Origin of the sequence: Halovenus amylolytica (genome assembly GCA_004015825.1) — an archaeon.
GTDB lineage: Archaea > Halobacteriota > Halobacteria > Halobacteriales > Haloarculaceae > Halovenus > Halovenus amylolytica.
Map to the genome: position 1 here is coordinate 16,097 of SAYS01000030.1, position 19,072 is coordinate 35,168.

Consider the following 19,072-nt stretch of genomic DNA (forward strand, 5'->3'; position numbering starts at 1 on the left):
TATTATTTGAATATATACTAATAATATATATGTATAGTAATATAATAATTACTAAATTTTTTCTCATTGATAATCGTCGGAACATGGCCGATTTTCAATACAGCCGTCGAGCTATTCTAAAGACCGGGGTCTTTGCGTCTCTCCTCGGGAGCGGGATAATTTCGGCTAGTAGAGCCACACAGTCTCAACAACTCGTCTCAACATCGTTTGAGCAAGCGAGTGTCGGCGAGTCCGAACCCACTAGCCCATGGTATTTATTTAATAATGGTGGCACAGTTGAAATCTCCAAAAGTGTGGCCTCGGACGGAGACCAATCGTATTTTACCGGTAATGCACCACTCGGAGATCCCGGTGCCATAGCGGTCGAATTAGATCTTCAACAGGTAGACTCTATCCTCTTTGATGTCTATGCGGTTTCAAATGACCCATCCTATGGAAATATCAAAGTCTCACTGGACGAAGCTGGCTATCCAAATCCAGGGGAAAAGAATATTTGGTCATTTAACCAATTAGACGGTGTCCCGCCATATGGTGGAGAAAACAAATGGCAGCGAGATGTTACAATTGATTTTTCTGACTACGTCAAAGAGCGTCCGGTAGTATTCTGGGTTGACGGTGATAATTCAGCATACTGGGATAATATCAGAGTTGTTGAAGAAGGCTCAACTCAGAACTCGTCTGGCGATAATATACTATGGGCCTTCGAAACCAATAAGGATGTATTTTCGTCGCCGACAGTAGTAGGTGATACTGTCTACATCGGAAGTTTCGATGAGAACACATATGCTCTCGATGCAACTACCGGCGATCAGAAATGGGCCTCACAAACCGGTTACTGGCCCCTGTCATCGCCGACAGTAGTGGGTGATACTGTCTACGACGGAAGTTTCGATGGTAATGTTTACGCCCTCAATGCAACCACCGGCGACCAGAAATGGCTCTTTCAAACTGGTGAAATTATTGCCTCATCGCCGACAGTGGTGGATGGCACTGTCTTCGTCGGAAGTAACGACAATAACGTGTACGCGCTGGACGCGGCTACCGGCAACCAGCAGTGGTGCTTCGAGACTGGTGATTGGGTGAAATCGTCGCCGACAGTGGTGGAAGGCACTGTCTTCGTCGGAAGTAACGACAATAACGTGTATGCGTTGGATACGGCTACCGGCGACCAGGAATGGGTCTTCGAAACGGGAGACATTGTGATATCGTCGCCAACAGTGGTGGAAGGAACTGTCTTCGTCGGAAGTAACGATGATAACGTGTACGCGCTGGAAGCGGCTACCGGCAACCAGGAATGGGTCTTCCAAACCGGTTCTTCGGTTGAATCGACGCCAACAGTAAAAAATAGTACTGTCTTCGTCGGGAGTAACGACAATAACGTGTACGCGCTGGACGCAGCTACCGGCGACCGGCAATGGCTTTTCCAAACCGGTTCTTCCATTAAATCGTCGCCGACAGTGGTGGAAGGCACTGTCTTCGTCGGAAGTAACGACAATAACGTGTATGCGTTGGATACGGCTACCGGCGACCAGGAATGGGTCTTCGAAACGGGAGACATTGTGATATCGTCGCCAACAGTGGTGGAAGGCACTGTCTTCGTCGGAAGTAACGACAACAAAGTGTATGCGTTGGATGCGGGTGTTTCAGGGTCAAGTGAAGGATCACGTGTGACTCTGGGAACGCTCGGCCACCACCACACGTGGGCAGATATCACGTCCCTTGAACCACTCACCGCCGAAATGGTCACTACCTCGATATCCAATAATTTCGTCGAGATGGAATCGCGGGGCATGCTTGAATCACTGTTTGTAGATATCAAGGACAGCTTTGCTCCACCAGGAGTAGGAGTTGACCCAGACAAGAACGAAGCGTACATCAACGTCGACGTTGAGGTGTCGATCCCAGATGCAGACCGTCGAAACATCGAGGACGTAACGCTCACGCTCGAAAGTGATGGGATTGAATTCGGACAAGATCAACAAGACGAAGGCATGCGACGCGAGTCTGCGGAGACATTCCGGTATGAGAACCTGCGGGTACGGACCGAAGCCCAGGTTGGACTGACACGCATCCGCGCAATACTTCAAGGGATATCGAGGCTAATGGGTGCTGCTGGCGTCCCTGGTGAAGCCGGCCCACTCGAAGAAACGATCCAGGCGAACACAGAAGCATATCCTGACGTCTATTTAGCTGCAATCGAGGTAACGTACGGCGATGGCTCGACAGATACAATCACTATAGACGAGCGACTGCCACGATACATCGACGTGTGTCCAGAGAACCAACTCATGGCAGTCAACCCGCTGAACTACCCGCAACCACATTGTAACCTGGACAACTACACCGACGAAGATTTGCAAAATGCTCGCTCTTACGCTGTGTTGTCGCCAGCGTCGCTCCTCGTCGAGGACACCAACGGAAACCGGATCGGGCGCGTCCAGACTGACAAAGGCTGGGAGACTGTCGACGAGATCTCCAATGTGTTCTACTCGGGTGCACTAAACCAGGAGTTCGTGTTGGTTCCCGACGCAGATAGCTACCGAGTTATCGCCCAAGGGACAGACAGTGGCACTATGACTATTCAAATCGACGAGCCAGCTGACGAGGACGGACAGATCACAAGCGAAGTCTATGAGGATATCCCGGTCGATACAGATACTACTGCAGAACTTCCCACGGACGACAGCGCCATCCGACTTGACGACTCGGGTGACGGTGACTTCGACCAGACAGTCTCCCCGGCGGAAAAGATCACCTGGACGAATCGTGACTATGTCAACGCATCATTCAATGCGCCTCCTGATACATCGCCAGTCCTTGAAGCGGACGAAGATACCAGTCATGAAGACAATGACACCGACAACGTTGACGGCGACGGACCAGGATTCGGGGTCGCAGGAGCAATCGCGGGACTCGGTGGTGCGGGCTACCTGTTGAAGCGGCGACTTGATGAGGAGGATAGCGAATAACAAACACAGTTGCGGCCTCCAATTCCCACATTCGGTACTCTCGCTGCGTCCTAGTCGCTTGCCGGGCCATAGGAGTTTTTGGACTAGAATACCCTAGCACGGCCGACACGAGAGTTCAGCGTCGACACCCCAATAGTCACGATGACCGGGACTGCAAATGCTGCATATGCGCCTTGATCGTATAGAGCCTACTTAAGCCTCTAGCGTGTGGATTAACGTATATGAGTGACAAAGGCCAATTCAAGATGACACGTCTCAGTGTGACGCCTTGATTGGCCCGAGTGCCAAGGAAGCATCATAATGGGCGCGGCCGACTGCTGTCTGACACCGGGCGACTAACCTGCAGAGGTGCATCTCCAGTCCACGCTCGATCACTCTATAGGAAACATGTATACACTCGGTATCGGTGTTCATAAGCACGAATCGCGCGTGGTTGGTTTGAACGATACCGACGAGATTCATGACGAGGTTCGCTTAGCGTGCACGACAAGAAATCCGTAATCGGCATCATCTGTCTTTTCCACCGCCTACGTCAAGCTTCCAGTTCAACGTGCGAATCTGAGTAAATTAGCTGTTGGAATCTCTACCGTCGGTAGAATGACAGGTGGGCCATCTACTGTAATGAAAAGGTGTCAAACTAGCATTGGGTTCCTAGTAAATGGATACCGTGTAATTATTCATAGGGCTGTCAACCGGTCGTTTGCCTGGTGAATTTGTACGGTATACTCCCTGTCAAATGGGGGTAATTGCAGCCCGGGGATTCTGATTCGACACCTGTCTACTAGTAATTTCGAGGTGTGCTGACCAAAACGCTCAAAGTCAACACAGGCAGAATGGCGTTCCACATTCAGTAACTATTAGTAGATTCGTAAGGTCTCAAACCCACCGATATACTCCAAAATCTCTTGGAGGAATTGAAAATATCAAGAAAATACTGGACTTAGTCTGGAAGTGGAGTGGTCGGTCGTTATGGGAGATACACACATCAATCCAATTTTTCAGTAATACATAAATCTGTATTAATTTGCTAATATAGCATTATTTTATTCTAGAAACTTACTATTTTAGAACGATTTTTTGTTCTCATAATCATATAGCATTACTACTAATTAGTATTAGTTATTATCATAAGTAATTATATTTTAATATGATTACTGTTATGAAAACTCATACAGTAATATTTTGTTAAATATGGTATGAATTTTCTACTCTGTTGAAATATCTAATAGTATTATAATGTTTGTATCTGACGGCTACAGCATATGTCAAACCAGAATAATAGTGTTATGGGAAATCGATCAGTAGAGACGAGCCGTAGAAAAATGCTGTTAGCAGCCACTGGCGTCGGTGTCGGATCAATAACGAGCGTAATTCCAACCAATGCACAGACCAGCGGTAAAAATCCAGTTTGGGAATTCGAAACCAATGATAGAGTTATCTCTTCACCAACGATAGCAAGCGATACAGTCTTTTTTGGAAGTCACGACACTAACCTATATGCTATAGACAGAGTGAGCGGGGACAAAAAGTGGGAATTTGAAACAGACAATGTCGTGTCTTCATCGCCAACTGTAAGTGGGAACACTGTTTTCCTCGGGAGCCACGATGCTAACCTATATGCAGTAGATATAGAAGATGGGACCGAGCTTTGGAGGTTTGAGGGCGATGGCCCTATAATCTCTTCGCCAACAGTACTTGATGATAGGATCTTTGTTGGAAGTTCCACGAAATTATACGCACTTGATGAACAAGAGGGTGATCTCCTATGGGATTTTGACACTGAAACAAACACGTCCTCACCAGCAGTAATTGAGAACAGATCGGAGAAGTTGTCATTGCAGCCGGAATCAACCAATTTAATCACATCATCACCAACAGTCGCAGATGGAGCAGTCTATATTAAAGGAGGTGAAAGTAAAATATATGCACTAAGCGCCGAAGATGGTGAACTGCTTTGGGTATCAGAGGTTCGTAAGACTGACCAACTGTCGAAAAAAGCGCCAATAACTAAAAGCAAATTGACCAGTAGAAATGATTATTTACAAAAACTAACCGCAAACAAGATGTCAGATATTATCAGTTCACAAGCAAGTATTTCTTTTAGCTCGTCTCCAACGGTGAGTGATGGGAAATTATTTGTTGGTGGTTTTGACAAAAGCCTCTTTGCACTAGATACAGAGGATGGCTCTGAACAGTGGATTTTTGATATTGACACAGATGTCCCTTCACAATTATTGGAGTTTCATAAATCAGCACAGCAGCAACGTTCAAGAGGTTCAGAGTTATCATCACCAACAGCAATCAATGGAATAGTTTATATTACTGATGAACACGGTACCATATATGCAATTGACACTAGAGACGGGGAACTATTGTGGTTAACCGAGCTCCGGAGCACTGCCTCACTGTCCACGGAGTCGACAATAGCTGAACACACAGAGAACAAAAGAGATCCGGTTGCTAATCGCACAAAGGCGGACAAAACTTCTGACCCCTCAAAATTGCAGGTTGGGTTTTCGATTATTTCTTCACCCACGGTAGCAGATGGACGAGTATTTGTGGGTTCCTTCAACAGGCTATACGCTTTAGATAGCGAGGACGGGTCAAAAAAATGGTTTTTTGAAAGCGGTAATAACGTAGCCTCTTCACCGACGGTTGTTGATGGAACTGTGTATTTTGGGAGCAACGACGGCGATATGTATGCAATAGAGACAGAAATATCGGGATCAAGTGAAGGCTCACGGGTCTTGCTTGAAACACTAGGTCATCATGATAGTAGCACAGCTAGTACTTCTAGCAAAAATAATATCAATGATGTATTTGGGCCAGGATTCAGTTTTGGAAGTACGATTGCTGGATTTAGTGGTATAGCTTATCTATTGAAACGAAGGTTCAGTGTAAAGAAAAGTACATAAACAATATTAACCAAGACAGGAGTGTTAATTGCTTCCGGTTGACACTAAACAGTTGACTTGCGATCCTATCGTTCACAAATCAGACGGATCATTCTTTCAGAGTTTGGGGTGTCCCACCGCAGCCCCCCATTTTTGAGCCTACTGGCGTGCCGGGCTTTCGTTCACGGGCTGAATGGGTCGTCCTTTTGGCAGTGAAACGGCCGAGTTTGAGTGCCTAAAGTACTTTTCTCTCGTTACGTGCTGTAGCTGGTTTGACTGGCACCGCCGTGACGGCAGGAGATGTCGGTCGTGGATATTTCGGCGGTGACCGACAGCCTCAAAACGAAGAAGGTCGTCGCCGTGATCCCACGTGATGATGGCACGATAATCCCCGGCCCGGAGTTTGTAGTACGGATAGCCCGAGAGCGGTTCGAGGCGATGCTCGGTCCAGTCGGTCGCTTCATCTACCTTGTTCATGACGCGGTCGGCGACCTGCGAATCGAGATTTTCTAGGTGCTTGATAGCCTTCTCGGTGTACTCGACGTCAGTCATCCAGACCCAGTCGCTCGCGTACCTTTTCCGCGGTCACTGTTTCGCCTCCCTCTGCCTCTTCACGGCCCTTTTCCAGATCTTCGACCGTGTCATCAGAGATTGATCGAAGTCGAGATGTTCAAAACAGCGTAACTGTCTCGGTACCTGCGACACTCAAGAAACCTTCTACCGAAGCTACATCTTGCAGGGTTGCGGTTGTACTGGACACATTCCGCACTCCGCTGTTTCGTACGTGACGCTTTCTATGACAGGCTCAAAAATACTAATTTCCTCCCGGCCATGTCAGGTCCATCTCTGTGCGAGAAGTAGTGTAATCGCACAGGGGAGTATATTGAGTTTCCGTCCCGTTATATATGGCAGCTGGGAAGAAAACCGGTGAAACAGCTCATTGAGAGGTAAATTAGGCGACTCCGAGCGGGATCTGTATCAGTTTATAGGATAAAGCGTGAGACCTCACTCCTGAAGCGCAGACTGCAAATCGTTAATGTCTATCGATGTCGAGTGTATCCACAGCGCACCGAGACTGAGACCGAGCACGGCACTGGTTACGGCGAGAGGTTCGCCAGATGCGATCTCAGCTGCGAGTCCGTTCGACAGGAGGATCGCGGTACTCAGCGTTACGATCACAAGCCATCCGACACCGATTCCTGCTGCCGTTCGCCGGTTTGGTGGGTACTGCATGGCAGGGTGCAGTCGGAGGATCGAATCCTGTAGTCTGACCCACCGTTTCATCACTCGACTAGCGTATCTCGTCATCCAAGCAACGACGCCACCGATGCCGAACGCGGACGCTGTCTCGTTATCATCGTCTTGGTAGCGCTCGGCTAGCGTGATCAGCTCGTCTATGTCCATCCAGAAGTCTGCTCGGGTCTTGATAATCGGTTCAAGCGTTTTCGCCGATCTGAGATCCTCCGCTGTCACCTCCCCTTCCATGATCATTTCGAGGAGATCGGCTCCGTCCTTGTGCGGGTGCTCAATTGATTCCGAGATCGTCTGTACTTCTTCACCGACGGGATGCGAGCACCAGATACAGTGCTCGTATCCCCGAGTTGTCCACTCGTTACAGCTCTCACATCGGACTGGTGCCACCGGATCATCTTCTTCTTCCTCGTCGATCTCATGACCTTGTGCTTTAGCAGTCTTGACCGCACGGGCCTCGGAGAAGCGGGCGATGTAGTGGTACGGCGCTGAGGATAGCCGTGACCAGCCGAATCTGTCTCGAAGCATCTCTTCGTCAGCTGAGGGTTGGCGGGCGTGGAAGCTAGCACACGAGCGGCGGAATCCCTGGGGCGAAGTTGGTTTTCCGACTCCCGCGTTGTCTGCAGCCCGCTCGAATACCGACGAGAGGGTACCGTAGACGATCGGCTTATTTTCGCCGTGATGAGTCCAAATGGGCGTCTCTGAAGTCATGTCCGGCTCACTGTCGAGGTGCGCCGGATGCTCTTGTTCGAGCCACTTACGGAGAACAGCGACGCCAGCGTAAATGTAGACAGTCCGGGAGCCAGTCTTAGCCGTGTCTGGGACTGTGATGACGTATCGATCACCCTCGTCTTTGACGTGCTTATACCGCAGCCGGTGCAGTTCGCACATCGGCCTGAGACCGGCTGCCCACTGGACGATGATCAGGGCAGCATCCCGAGGGTTGTCCTGTTGCTTCGCCATCTCGATTGCCTCCTCGTATGTCACGACTTCGGAGGGTAGCGGTGTGGGATCCAGATTCCGAGTGTACTTACCAGGGTCAATCTCGGCAAAGCGTTTCGGGAGTTCTTCCTCATCGAACTCTGCATCGGGCGTATAGTCTAGCATCAGGTGCCCGAACACGCGGAGCGACGAGAGACTTGATTCCATCGTGTATGGAGACAGATCCTGATCGTCAAGCCAAAGGCAGATGTCGTTGACTGCTTCCCGCCCTTCGGCGTCATCCTGAAGCGTCGTGGCGAGGCCGCCGACGTTGACAGCGAACTCGTGGCAACAGTACAGGAGCGTCTCTTTGTAACTGTCTTTGAAGCGATCCGTCTTTGCGTTGATGACATCCATCTTCTCCTCGAAGCGTTGGAGGACCTCGCGATCGGCGTCGGATATCTCCTCGTCGAAGGCTGTGCCAGTCGGGATTTCCGACTGTAACCCGCCCCAGTCGCCGACGGAGTCGAATGTCGTCTGATCGTTCGATGCCATGCAGTACTTCTACCTTTTGTCCACAGTGGTAAAAGTGTTAGCGTGGAATTGTACCTTTGTAAAGTTCAAACAGCGTTAGACATGATGTTTTGATATAGACTATATAAATGCGGTATCTAAACACCCAAAGGTTCTTTACAATACACAATTAACGGTTGACTGCGCGCGGTGGTCCCGCAGGAACTCGGCGTTGTCACTCGGCGTCGGGAAAAGTGGGGCCAGGTGTAGGAGCACCGACCCCGCGCCGCCAACCATGACGGCAAACGATGATACGCGCGGCAGAAGTGATAACCCTGGTGCTGGGTTCGAACCCACAGCCGAGGATCACACTGCCGCTCTGAACGCCGACGCACAGACTGTCCTTGAGTACCTCGACGAGCGTGGTGAGGTTACGTTCGAGCAGCTTCGCGGTCGAACACTGCTCCCGAAAACGTACCTCCAGACGATCCTTCGAGATCTCGAAGAAGATGGCTACATCAGAGTTAGCGCCGGGTACAGCACCGTTCAGATTGAGCGACGTGAAGCTGATGCTGACGGCCGTGACGCCATCCCTGACGGCGGAGTCGACCTTAGCGAAACCAGAGTCGATATGGCAGCCCGTGACATCTACCGAGCCACCTGTAACCGGCGGCGACGGCAGACGATCCGGATCTTAGCATTGTTGCGTAGGAACGACGATATCGAGATAGGTCGCTACGTCCCAGTTGATACGCTTGCGTGCGCGATCGTTGCAGCTCGTGACCAGATCGAACCTGGAGATGTAGACCCTGATGCCCGCAGGAGTGTGTACGTCACATTGGTGCAGACGCACCTGCCGCTGTTAGACAAACTTGGCCTTGTACGATACCACGATCGGCCACAGAAGGTCGAAGCGACGGACGACCTCCTGGAACTATCCGACCTGCTCACCAGCGTCGATCGACTCGCTACGCGGACCGAGGGGCGCGCTGACAGCGATCTATTCCGGGACGCCGACACGAGCGAGTGGCCGGGGGGACAATGATGCTCGGTCATCCGAAGTCGACCGCGCTCGAAACCGTCGGCTCAGACAAGTCGATGGAACTGCTCACACAACTGCACAACCGCCGACTTGGAGTCTCAGATGAGACGATTGCAGTCCCGCTCGACGAAGCTGCAGAGGCACTCGCCAAACACGAAAACTCGCATAATCAGGTTCCAGACGGGCAGATCGAGATTATCTCCGCAGTACTCGAAGAAAAGTGGCTACCACGGATGTGCGAACTCCGGATGATTGGGTATGATGCTACCGAGCAAACGATCACTGTGACGCCAGCGACGAGCCTGCAGTGGCTTGTGGTACGGCCGGACCGACCCGGTCGAGATGACGAGAAGGTCGCGTCAGCAGCCGCTTGGACTGCTGCCCGGATCGAAGAGTGGGATCCGAAATCACTCGCCACGATAAACAACGATAGTCAGGTTGCCAAGGATGAATAAGAACGTCCAGTACAGCCAAAAGAAGGCCCTCAAACAGCGAAGGTGCGAGCTTCTGCTGTGCGGTGTCAGGGAGGTGGACTGTGACCTCTTCAAATTTGAAGTGCAGTCCGTCGCGTTCCCCGGTGGTCGAGTCGGTCTCGGCCCGGGAGAGACTACGCACATCCACGAGGACTGGCTGAACTGGGGGAGGTGCTGTATTGATATCCTGCTGAACGATCCCTATAACCAAGGCTGCGAGAGCGATCTCTGTGACGCGTGTCGCCAGTCCGTCCATCGGCGCGTCAAGTACCACGACATGACGCTCGGCGAAGCACGGATGCAAACCGTCAAGATTGTACAATTGCCTGACGCTCTCCAGAAATCTGTACAGCTACTGACACCGAAAGGCGAGGGCTTCGCTCAGGGGGTTGATCTCTGATGCACGGATACACAGCAGCCGGGGAGAACTACCGTGTCATCCCGCTCGATCCGGATGACGCGTTCGAAGCGATCAGCAACGGCCGAAGACGGCAGGTGCTGCTCTCGCTCGACACATCCGATAGCCCAATCAGCGTCGGCGACCTCGCCGTCGAAATCGCTGCAGTCGAGAACGGGATCGAACCCAGCGCGGTCACGAGCGAACAGCGTAGCCGCGTCTACATCGCCTTGACGCAGATGCACTTGGATACACTCCACGAGATCAGCGCGGTGAAGTACGACTCTCGAAGCAAGCAGGTCGCTCCCACCGACGCGACCGCTGGCCTCGCAGAGGTCATCCGCCGCACTGAATCGTCCTGCTACTCACCGGAATCCGAGCGCGGAGGTGAGGTAGACGCATGATCGAAGATCCGATGCCGATCGATCTCGCCCCCGAGGAACTCGCCGAACTCGTTACATCCGACACGCGTCGACGCCTTCTCAGGGGGGTGGAAGAGCTGATGATGATGGACCCAACCGAGCCGTACGAACCCCGCGTGACGCACCTCGTCATCGACATTGCTGCACTTGACGACGACATCAAGAATCACTTCGTCTCCGGGAAGCAAATCCAAGACGCTGCCGAGAGGCTCCGTGATGAGCACCTTCCGGTGTTCGATCAGTACGGTATCGTCGAATACGACCGCGACGAGGATCGGATCTGGACGACGAAGAGCACGATGCTGTTCGCCGCTGCGATCGACGAGATTGAAGCCGCCGTTGATACGGATGAGACGAGTGGGACGATCTCCGCTGACGACGCTGAAGAAGCCGCCAAGGCGTGGCTCTCGACCGCGACACGGGGCTCCAGCTGAAGGCGAGATTCCCCGGCGACGGGACAGTACCTTCACGCTCACCCTGAAGAAAAGGCGTGAAAACGCCATGTCGCTGGCGAGAGCGACACAGGCATGGAGTTATCCCATCTTCACGGTGAATGAGACAACATACCCTCTGTGATCAGCGTTCCCTCCGTGGTTGACACGTGATACACCGTGTTCTCTTCTTTCGGCTCGATTGAGTTGATCGGGATTTGACCGCTAATTCGTCGATTTCCGACAAAGGCTAATCGCTTCCGGCTGACTTTGGGACGGGTTTCCAGCAGATGTTCGAATGCTCTGCCCGTTTCTCTTCCTGGTGTGAGGCGGATTTTGTCGGAGTACTCCCCTTTCTCTCCCTCGTCGTGGCTCCAGTCGTATCCCAACAGATCGAGGTACTCACAGACCTGCTCGAATATCGGCCCTTCGTACTGACAGTACCCCAGCTCCTTCCCCTCCGGGTAGGTTCCATCAGTGTCCATCAATCCTGCCAAGAATCCGCGAGCGTAGTCCTCGTCGTTTGAAGGACGCTCTGACGTCAATCTGTCTCGAATGGTCTCGTCACAGGCACCGGGTGACACCGGCATCAACGCCGTCTCCGAGCTGTCGCTATACTGCCGTCGTTTTAGCGACAATTCGAACTCCGGGACTACGTGGTCGGCGTACTTGACGACAGTCCGTGCGACCTCCTCATCCACGGAACTGATGTACGAACCAGTGTTCCTAGGGTCTTCGACTCTGTCTTTCCATCCCGGGACGCTGCCATCGCCACAAAATGCACCTGTGATGTATCCTTCCCGGTAGGCATCGTTCTCTTCGTATCCGTTTGGGGCGGCGAACCTATAGATTTCGTCGTCTACGTCAAGTTCCCCAACTTCGCGATACATCGACTTGTTCCACTTCTGAACGAGGAACTTGTGGCTGGTCGAGACGGAAACAGTAGCGTCGGACGTTATAATTTGGGTCGTTTCTGCCTTGCAGGCCTCAACGTCGGTGATTTCTCCGACGCGGTACATTCGGTACCGGTGATCGCGTGGTGTTTTGTCGAAGGTGATGACTCGTTGCCCTGGTGTGAGCGTGCTCACCGGCTCCCAGGTCATGTCTGCGAGCAGGGCTCGTGTCTGTGCAGCAGTCGGCATATTACTTATCACCCCCATGTAGTGTATCCAGGCATTCCTGGAGTTCTGACGATGGGAATTGGACCTCTTGTCGGTCAGTGACTGCACCGAACGTTTCGATTGCGCAGTTGATCGCCCCATCTACGCCACTCTCTGTGGCGAAGAGCGTTTCGTAACACGATACACGGTCGTTGGCGGGAGTGTCTGGTCTGTCTTCAGGACCCTGAAAGACAGAGTTATCACTCGCAGTGCTGTGAGTATCTGGTGCTGTCATATCTGGCGGTGTCGTCTCCGGTGTTCACGCACCGGGGGCGCTTTCAGCCGAATAAGCGTACTGCCTAGAGTCTAAAAGATATTTGTACTCTTAGTGAGTGAAGCCGAAGAGAAGGGTTACAAGCATTCTTCCTCGGGAATTCGTTGTGACGTTTAGGGTGATATTATTAGAATTATCCAGAGAACGGTCTCATATCAGGAAGGTTCAGTCGCTCGCAGAAAGCGATTCTCGACGTCATACCAATCTTGAAACTCCGTGATGGGCTGGGCTTCACTACTCTTGTGGACGGATTCGTTGATCATTTCTTCGGTGAAGGTGGGTATTCTCTGGAGAATGATGCGGACCTCCCCCGGACGCTGATCTACGAGCACATCCAGCTCTACTTCACTTCGACGTCGACTTCTACGACTGCCGACTCGTCGCCGGCACCACGACCACGCTCCCGTCGCGACCAGGCTGGCATACCTACCTGTACGTATTCGACGGCGCCGTCGAGGTCGGTGAGGAGTCCGTCGGGTACACCGAAAGCGCACTCGTGACCGGCGACCGCGACGTGGCCATCACTGCAACCGAGGATACTACTATCGTCGCGTTCACCATCAATCCCGACGCGCCGGTCACGCGCCAGGGCACCATCGGTCGCTGAGAAACCGGGGTACCGACGGTGGTTGGTTTTTTATTCCTGAGAGGTGGTGACTTCAGCGAAGTCCCTTCCTGTGGCTGCAGGGCATCTGAGGACCTCTTTCAGGAGCGAGTGCATGATCCTGTGCGGTTGCGCCGGATGGAGGCAGCATAGGAGACGTTCGCAACCGGATGGTCGACTCCCAACTGATACGGACTGAGCCCAATTAACCAACATACCGTCCTGTACACCTCTTTCGTTGGTTAATCAGGCAATCTCTTCCCCACCCGCTATCATGGGAGTTCTTCTGTCACGTCGACGAGTCCCTCTTCGGTCTTCCAGTGATACAACCGCCCATCTCGGGCGAATAGCTCGAAGACGCCGTCCTGCATCCAGCCGAAGGGGTACTCCTCGTCCTCGTATTCCCGCTTGAGTACGTGACTCTTCGCGAAGTACTCGGTCGTGCCAACAAGCAGACCCTGCTCAACGAGGAAGTCGCTTGGCTCTTTCTCGGCGACACCGACGAGATACGTAACGATGTCAGCGATCAGGCAGAACTTCTGGATGCTGTTATCCCACTCGCCACGGATGTCGACCATCCGGAAGGCGTAGGCGTCCTGCCGTCGGTTGAGCCGGTCGACCACGAGATTCAGCCGCCGGATCGGCTCTCGGTCGTAGTTCCCCAACACAAAGTACGACTGATCGTTCTCATAGACAGGCGTTAGCTCGCTCAGGGCGTGGAGGATTTCCTCGTTGTCCACCAGCGAGATCTCTTCATCATCGAGTTGGTCTTTCGCACTGGTGAGGACCTCCTCGGGGACGGGCGGCTCCTCGTCGGACATACACGAATTCTCTCACCGCCGTGAGATATGGTTTATGCAGTAAATTACTAGTTCAATCAAATGTAGTTTACTCAAAAGTGATTTACTCAGGAGTAAACTACTTGGCGCCAGGACGTGTATTGTGTCGTATGAGCACTGACCTGGGGACGGCTGCAGGGATGGAGTCCCGCGAACTCGTCCACTTCGTCACCCAACAGACGCGGTTCGCACTGATCAACAACATCCTCCAGCACCCCGACCAGCTGCCCTCGATGTACGAACTCGAGGAACTCAACCCCAGCGTGAGCGACGCCACCGTCTACAAGCACATTCAGAAGCTCATCGACACTGGCATTGTCAAGGAGGTCGCTTTGGACGACGACCAGCGCCGGCAGGGCTACCCATGGAAATTCTACAGTCTCACCGAAGAGGGTCGGGAGTTCTTGGAGACGCACAATCTACTCGCCGCGGAGGAGACACTCCAGCAGATCTACGACACCATCTCCGACAAGCCCGAGAAGATGGTCAAGTACGAAAACGCCCCCCGCCCGGACTGAGTCTAACGGCACGCTCTATTCCTGAGTTGTTTGCTATTTTCTCTCTTCAGCCCGTGACGAGACGATATCTGATTAACCAACAAAACTATGCTACTGCATGCTTTGTTGGTTAACACGAGGCGACAGCTAATGTCCTACGAGCCACCGACACCGCCAGCGGAACTCCCAACAGATATCGTCAATACACTCAACGGCTACTCTCCGGACCAACTCCAACACGTTGCACGCTACGCCGAAGAGTTGGCAGAGCACAAAGCTCGTGAGGCCCGTCTCGAAGAGGAATCAGAAGAAGACGAGATTGACGAGCGGCCGGACGATCTTCCGGACAACGTCCCGTCGAAGGCCACGATCACCATCAAAGAGATCAACGACAACCGCTACTACTACTGGCAGTGGCGAGAAGGTGACAAAGTGAAGTCGAAGTACAAGGGTCCAGTCAATCCTGACGAGTAGGGGCATTCCAGAAAGAACACGTGGTTCGCTATCAGGTAGACACCCCGTCTTCGAAGTGAAAAACCGCGTGTCATACAGCAAAAGTTGGAGGCTGTACTGATTTTCACATCGATGACGGGGGGATGTTCGACCCAGTATTTACACTTCGATGACGGGGGGTCAGACGGGCGACTTGCACTTCAATGATGGGGAGGGGAACGACTGGTTCCAATCATAGACGTGCTGATTCACATGAGAGTCGACGATTCTGTGTTGCACATCAATGACGGGGGAGCCTTTGAGCAGATGTACTTCGGTGTCGGTCCCAACCAATGAGCCGTGAAACCCCTAAATTCAGGCTGTATATCGGATACAGCGCGTGAATAAACATCGACAGTGGTTAATCTTTTTAATCCTCCGGCGTACAACAGGCATATGGCCGGTAGTGATCAAGAAGAGACGGACCAGTCTACCCTTGATGAAGAAACAAGTTCTACATCGGATGGGGAGCAGATAGAATCCGCTCGTGAGAATGCTGCCGGGGACAAGAACCCAAATCAGGGATCTACCGAAGAGAGCATTCAGCGGTCTATCCGTGATATGCTCGATGATGATGGAGACGCATCGGTCTTCGTCAACCGTGACCTCGTCGAACCAGACACGATTATCGATGAGGAACGGATCGTCGGCCGTGACGATCAGCTCGAGTCCGTCGTCTCGTTTCTGAAGCCGACTCTCCAGGGAAATCGACCACCGAATATGCTGCTGTACGGTCCTGCAGGAACAGGTAAGTCACTCATCATCGGGGCCGTCACACAACAGATCATCGAACTCTGCCAATCCAAGGGTGAACGGTTCGGCGTTGTCGATATCAACTGCCAGCCAATCAATACTCTCGATCAGGCCGTCTACGAACTCGTTCAAACCGTCGCGCAGGACGTTGGTACGGAAGTGGGTGTACCAGAGACCGGTGTCTCGACGAAGCGCAAGTACCGACGTCTGTACGAACTAATCAATGGGTACTATGATTCGGTCATCTTCATCCTCGACGAGATAGACCTCCTGGTCGGCCGGCGCGAAAACGATGAGCCTGCATACTCGAAACTTCTCTATCAGCTATCACGGGCGAGCAACACGAACGAAATCGAAGGTCGCGTATCCGTCGCAGCGCTGACGAACGATCCAAAATTTATGGAAGATATTGACGGCCGTGCCGAGAGCTCATTCAATCCACGTGATGTCTACTTCCCCGACTACGACGCGAACCAGTTGCGCGAAATTCTCGAAAATCGACGTGATGCGTTCCGCCAAGATGCTCTCGAGGACGACGTGATTCCGCTCGTGGCGGCATTCGCTGCACAAAGTCACGGTGACGCACGAAAGGCAATCGACCTGTTCCGCGGTGCCGGTGACCTCGCAGACGAACGGGGAGATGAAGAGGTCACGGAAGACCACGTTCGAGAATCTCAGGAGGAAATCGACAAAGACCGCTCAATGAAACTCGTAGAGGGACTCACAACACAAAAGAAGATTTCATTATACGCAACAGCAGCAGTTGCGCAATACTCGAACCGGACGGGCAGCTCTGTTCCAAGCCCGGTCGGGTTCAAAGTCTATCAGTGGGTGACGAACGAACTCGATGCTGACCAGATGACTCGCGAAACGTACGTCAAATATGTCAAAGAACTCTCGACGTACGGGTTGATTTCAACAGCCCGGAAGAGCCGCGGACGAGGTGGCGGAATGTATATGGAGTTTACATTCACGGGCGATCCTGAAGGGATGATGACTCGGATTGTCGATGACACCCGTCTAGAGGGAATAGTCAAGCAACAAGAGCTCCTTCGTTCAGTCGTGAATGCTCAGCTGAATGAATTCCACGGAGAGTGAGAATCCGATCGAGCTTTGAGTTTGGAACACACCCCATGTTCGATGTGTAAAATCAAGATAGCGAAAAAGAAGAGTCCGAGAGAGTTCCGAACAGTAAGTCGATGCATTTGAGACAAGAAGAATAGTCACTTGCACACTGGGTCTAACGGACAGATAAATTCACGAAACGAAATTTTGTGACCCCCTCCCCCCGTCATCGATGTGTAAAACCATGAGAGGAAAGGGGGTAACGAGAAGAAGAGGACGTAAGACTGACCATAAGGGCATAGCAACGAAGAAGAACAGCTCAGCGGCCAGAATTATATCCTCATAATACATAGATATTGTCTGACGAAGTTTTATATATAATACACTGTAACCATAACCGTACTAGATTTCCACGTGTAAATTAGGAGGAGTGGAACTCCGACTAACCAAGCATAATCTTTCTATCACTATACTGCTCTCACTACGCGATTTCTTTCGTTAGCAACCGTTTCAGGGTGTTAATCCCGACTCTCGTTGTTTGTCCCATGAGAGTTCCCCCTACCCTACTCCTCTGTTTACACATCGATGACGGGGGGTGGGGGGTTATCTCATGGAGTCTACTGCTCCTCATGTTCGGTCTCTAAAATTTGGTCTGTCAAGTCGGGGGATCGTGAACGGTATATCTGTCATTTGCAACCTTCTAATATCCTACCGAACAGCTGCATATCCGACTCCGTCTTGTTGCCAGCGCGGCTTCCCTGTCGTCTGGAAAACTTCTTCATCAGATCACAGACGGACCGATACAGGTCGATGGGTCTAGCAAAGTTTGTTCTGGCTACAAAGGACAGGAACATCCGCGTGAGACCCGCTAACGTGGCGGTTCGTCCCAAACAGGCTGCTCAGGCGTTCGGTGTCATTCGCTTACTCACTCTTGCTGGTGAATCTGTCGATTCAGCCATTGATTGTCTCGCTATTCGGTCTTTCCGCCATTCTACATAACTGTACTTCTGCGGTTAAACGAAATGGCTGTTTTGAAGTGATTCCGGACTTCAAGGGACACAGTCTGTGTCTCCCGTTGGTACTGATTCGGCAGTTTTCTGTCGGTGGCTCGATCCCACTGGGTTAGCGTCTTCGCCACCGTTGTCGCTCAACCGATCTGTTATGCTGGCCGACGAACATATCGACGTTTGAAAGCGTATACACGAGGAACTCTCTTGATGGGAATATAGTACCATCCCAAAATACTATGTTCCTACACACCGTGGATTTTTATATGAATGATCGAGATCCACTGGAGGAGTTTGCAGATGTCAATGAAGCGGTCGGAGAGGACTGGGAATCTGAAACGACACCCTACGAGCGCATTCGTCACGTTATTGGCCATACGTACAGTGCCGTCTCTGCTGAGTCGGTTGCTGATGATGCACGGACGGCTCCGAAGACCGCCCGAAAGCACCTGAACACACTCTCTGACGAGGGATTCGTCGAGACGACGACCGGTGAACACGGTGGCACACTCTATCGCCGCTCACCCGAATCGCTCGTCGTTGAGCAGGCTGCCGACATCCTTGAGCACGTCTCGACCGACGAACTCATCACTCGAATTCAGGACATGCGTGAGCAGCTCACCGAGTACCAGTCTACGTTCGGTGTCGAGTCACCCGAAGCGTTGGCTGTTGATCAGACGAATCAGGCACTCACCGAGTCCGGTTCCCAACAGGATGAGATCGATCCAGAGACGATTCGTGAGTGGAAAACACTCCGTCGAAACCTTGCATTCGCGAACGCTGCTCTTTCGATCGGAAATGCCGAGCAATTCGTCGACGGCGACCGTCGTTCAACCGACGATAGCGTCCCTGCCTGACGATGTCGGATTCGTCTGATCGGGCGGAAATCCACACGCTTCGTGGGGCCACGGACCGTCCAGCACTGCTGACAATTCGTGGTACGCTCATCTGTAGAAGTCAGTACTTAGGATTTTCTCGAACCACTGGTCTGTGTTGAGTGTGAGGCTGAGGAAGTTCAGATAGCCCTGTAAGTGGTGTTTTGAGACACCTCGGAACCTTCGCAACCAG

General features: G+C 52.1%; 14 protein-coding genes and 4 pseudogenes. 13 read left to right on the forward strand and 5 right to left on the reverse strand.

Going from position 1 to position 19,072, the window contains the following annotated elements:
• Positions 1-83: 83 nt before the first annotated feature.
• Positions 84-2,969 (forward strand): outer membrane protein assembly factor BamB family protein, encoded by a 2,886-nt coding sequence (locus tag EOW68_RS17385; RefSeq protein WP_128226427.1) that lies wholly within the window; start codon positions 84-86, stop codon positions 2,967-2,969.
• 1,262 nt (positions 2,970-4,231) lie between these two features.
• A complete protein-coding gene (locus tag EOW68_RS17390; protein WP_128226428.1) occupies positions 4,232-5,884 on the forward strand; it encodes an outer membrane protein assembly factor BamB family protein in 1,653 nt (550 codons plus the stop codon).
• 270 nt (positions 5,885-6,154) lie between these two features.
• On the opposite strand, the pseudogene EOW68_RS17395 reads toward EOW68_RS17390, so the two are convergent.
• Positions 6,155-6,415, reverse strand: a pseudogene (locus EOW68_RS17395) (type II toxin-antitoxin system RelE family toxin); the annotation flags it as partial.
• A 453-nt stretch (positions 6,416-6,868) separates the two neighbouring features.
• Complete coding sequence (locus EOW68_RS17400; RefSeq protein ID WP_128226430.1) at positions 6,869-8,590, reverse strand: tyrosine-type recombinase/integrase; 1,722 nt, start codon at positions 8,588-8,590, stop codon at positions 6,869-6,871.
• A 253-nt stretch (positions 8,591-8,843) separates the two neighbouring features.
• Between EOW68_RS17400 and EOW68_RS17405 the strand changes: the two genes are divergently transcribed.
• Genes EOW68_RS17405 through EOW68_RS17425 form a run of 5 tightly spaced genes read left to right on the forward strand, consistent with a single transcriptional unit; the run spans position 8,844 to position 11,316 of the window.
• Complete coding sequence (locus EOW68_RS17405; RefSeq protein ID WP_128226431.1) at positions 8,844-9,593, forward strand: DUF7344 domain-containing protein; 750 nt, start codon at positions 8,844-8,846, stop codon at positions 9,591-9,593.
• The gene (locus EOW68_RS17410) at positions 9,590-10,045 is read left to right on the forward strand and encodes a hypothetical protein (RefSeq protein WP_128226432.1); all 456 of its coding nucleotides are present in this window, start codon (positions 9,590-9,592) and stop codon (positions 10,043-10,045) included. The genes EOW68_RS17405 and EOW68_RS17410 overlap by 4 nt, the downstream gene beginning before the upstream one ends.
• Positions 10,038-10,463: a hypothetical protein gene (locus EOW68_RS17415; RefSeq protein ID WP_128226433.1), complete on the forward strand. Its 426-nt coding sequence runs from the start codon at positions 10,038-10,040 to the stop codon at positions 10,461-10,463. Before EOW68_RS17410 ends, EOW68_RS17415 begins: the two co-directional genes overlap by 8 nt.
• Complete coding sequence (locus tag EOW68_RS17420; RefSeq protein ID WP_128226434.1) at positions 10,463-10,864, forward strand: DUF7344 domain-containing protein; 402 nt, start codon at positions 10,463-10,465, stop codon at positions 10,862-10,864. Before EOW68_RS17415 ends, EOW68_RS17420 begins: the two co-directional genes overlap by 1 nt.
• Complete coding sequence (locus tag EOW68_RS17425; protein ID WP_128226435.1) at positions 10,861-11,316, forward strand: DUF7344 domain-containing protein; 456 nt, start codon at positions 10,861-10,863, stop codon at positions 11,314-11,316. The genes EOW68_RS17420 and EOW68_RS17425 overlap by 4 nt, the downstream gene beginning before the upstream one ends.
• Before the next feature lie 110 nt (positions 11,317-11,426).
• On the opposite strand, the gene EOW68_RS17430 is transcribed toward EOW68_RS17425, so the two are convergent.
• Positions 11,427-12,455 carry a hypothetical protein gene (locus tag EOW68_RS17430; RefSeq protein ID WP_128226436.1) on the reverse strand — a complete coding sequence of 343 codons (1,029 nt, stop codon included), beginning with the start codon at positions 12,453-12,455 and terminating at the stop codon, positions 11,427-11,429.
• Positions 12,456-13,093: 638 nt separating this feature from the next.
• Between EOW68_RS17430 and EOW68_RS17435 the strand changes: the two are divergent.
• A pseudogene (locus EOW68_RS17435) lies at positions 13,094-13,354 on the forward strand (pirin family protein); the annotation flags it as partial.
• Positions 13,355-13,623: 269 nt separating this feature from the next.
• Here the strand turns inward: EOW68_RS17435 and EOW68_RS17440 are convergent.
• A complete protein-coding gene (locus EOW68_RS17440) occupies positions 13,624-14,172 on the reverse strand; it encodes a DUF8170 family protein (protein WP_128226437.1) in 549 nt (182 codons plus the stop codon).
• Positions 14,173-14,300: 128 nt separating this feature from the next.
• On the opposite strand from EOW68_RS17440, the gene EOW68_RS17445 reads away from it, so the two are divergent.
• The 5 genes and pseudogenes from EOW68_RS17445 to EOW68_RS17465 all read left to right on the forward strand — a co-directional run bounded on the left by EOW68_RS17445 (position 14,301) and on the right by EOW68_RS17465 (position 18,861).
• Positions 14,301-14,708, forward strand: a complete 408-nt coding sequence (locus tag EOW68_RS17445; protein ID WP_128226438.1) for a helix-turn-helix transcriptional regulator — start codon at positions 14,301-14,303, stop codon at positions 14,706-14,708.
• Positions 14,709-14,837: 129 nt separating this feature from the next.
• Positions 14,838-15,161, forward strand: coding sequence for a DUF6788 family protein (locus EOW68_RS17450; protein ID WP_128226439.1), 324 nt, complete (start codon positions 14,838-14,840; stop codon positions 15,159-15,161).
• Between the two features lie 579 nt (positions 15,162-15,740).
• On the forward strand, positions 15,741-17,030 hold the full coding sequence (locus EOW68_RS17455) for an orc1/cdc6 family replication initiation protein (protein ID WP_407040480.1): 1,290 nt from the start codon (positions 15,741-15,743) through the stop codon (positions 17,028-17,030).
• A 709-nt stretch (positions 17,031-17,739) separates the two neighbouring features.
• Positions 17,740-17,866 (forward strand): annotated as a pseudogene (locus EOW68_RS17460) (IS1595 family transposase); the annotation flags it as partial.
• A 404-nt stretch (positions 17,867-18,270) separates the two neighbouring features.
• The gene (locus tag EOW68_RS17465; protein WP_128226441.1) at positions 18,271-18,861 is read left to right on the forward strand and encodes a DUF7342 family protein; all 591 of its coding nucleotides are present in this window, start codon (positions 18,271-18,273) and stop codon (positions 18,859-18,861) included.
• Between the two features lie 87 nt (positions 18,862-18,948).
• Here EOW68_RS17465 and EOW68_RS17470 read toward each other — a convergent pair.
• Positions 18,949-19,072: pseudogene (locus tag EOW68_RS17470) on the reverse strand (IS1595-like element ISHti5 family transposase); the annotation flags it as partial.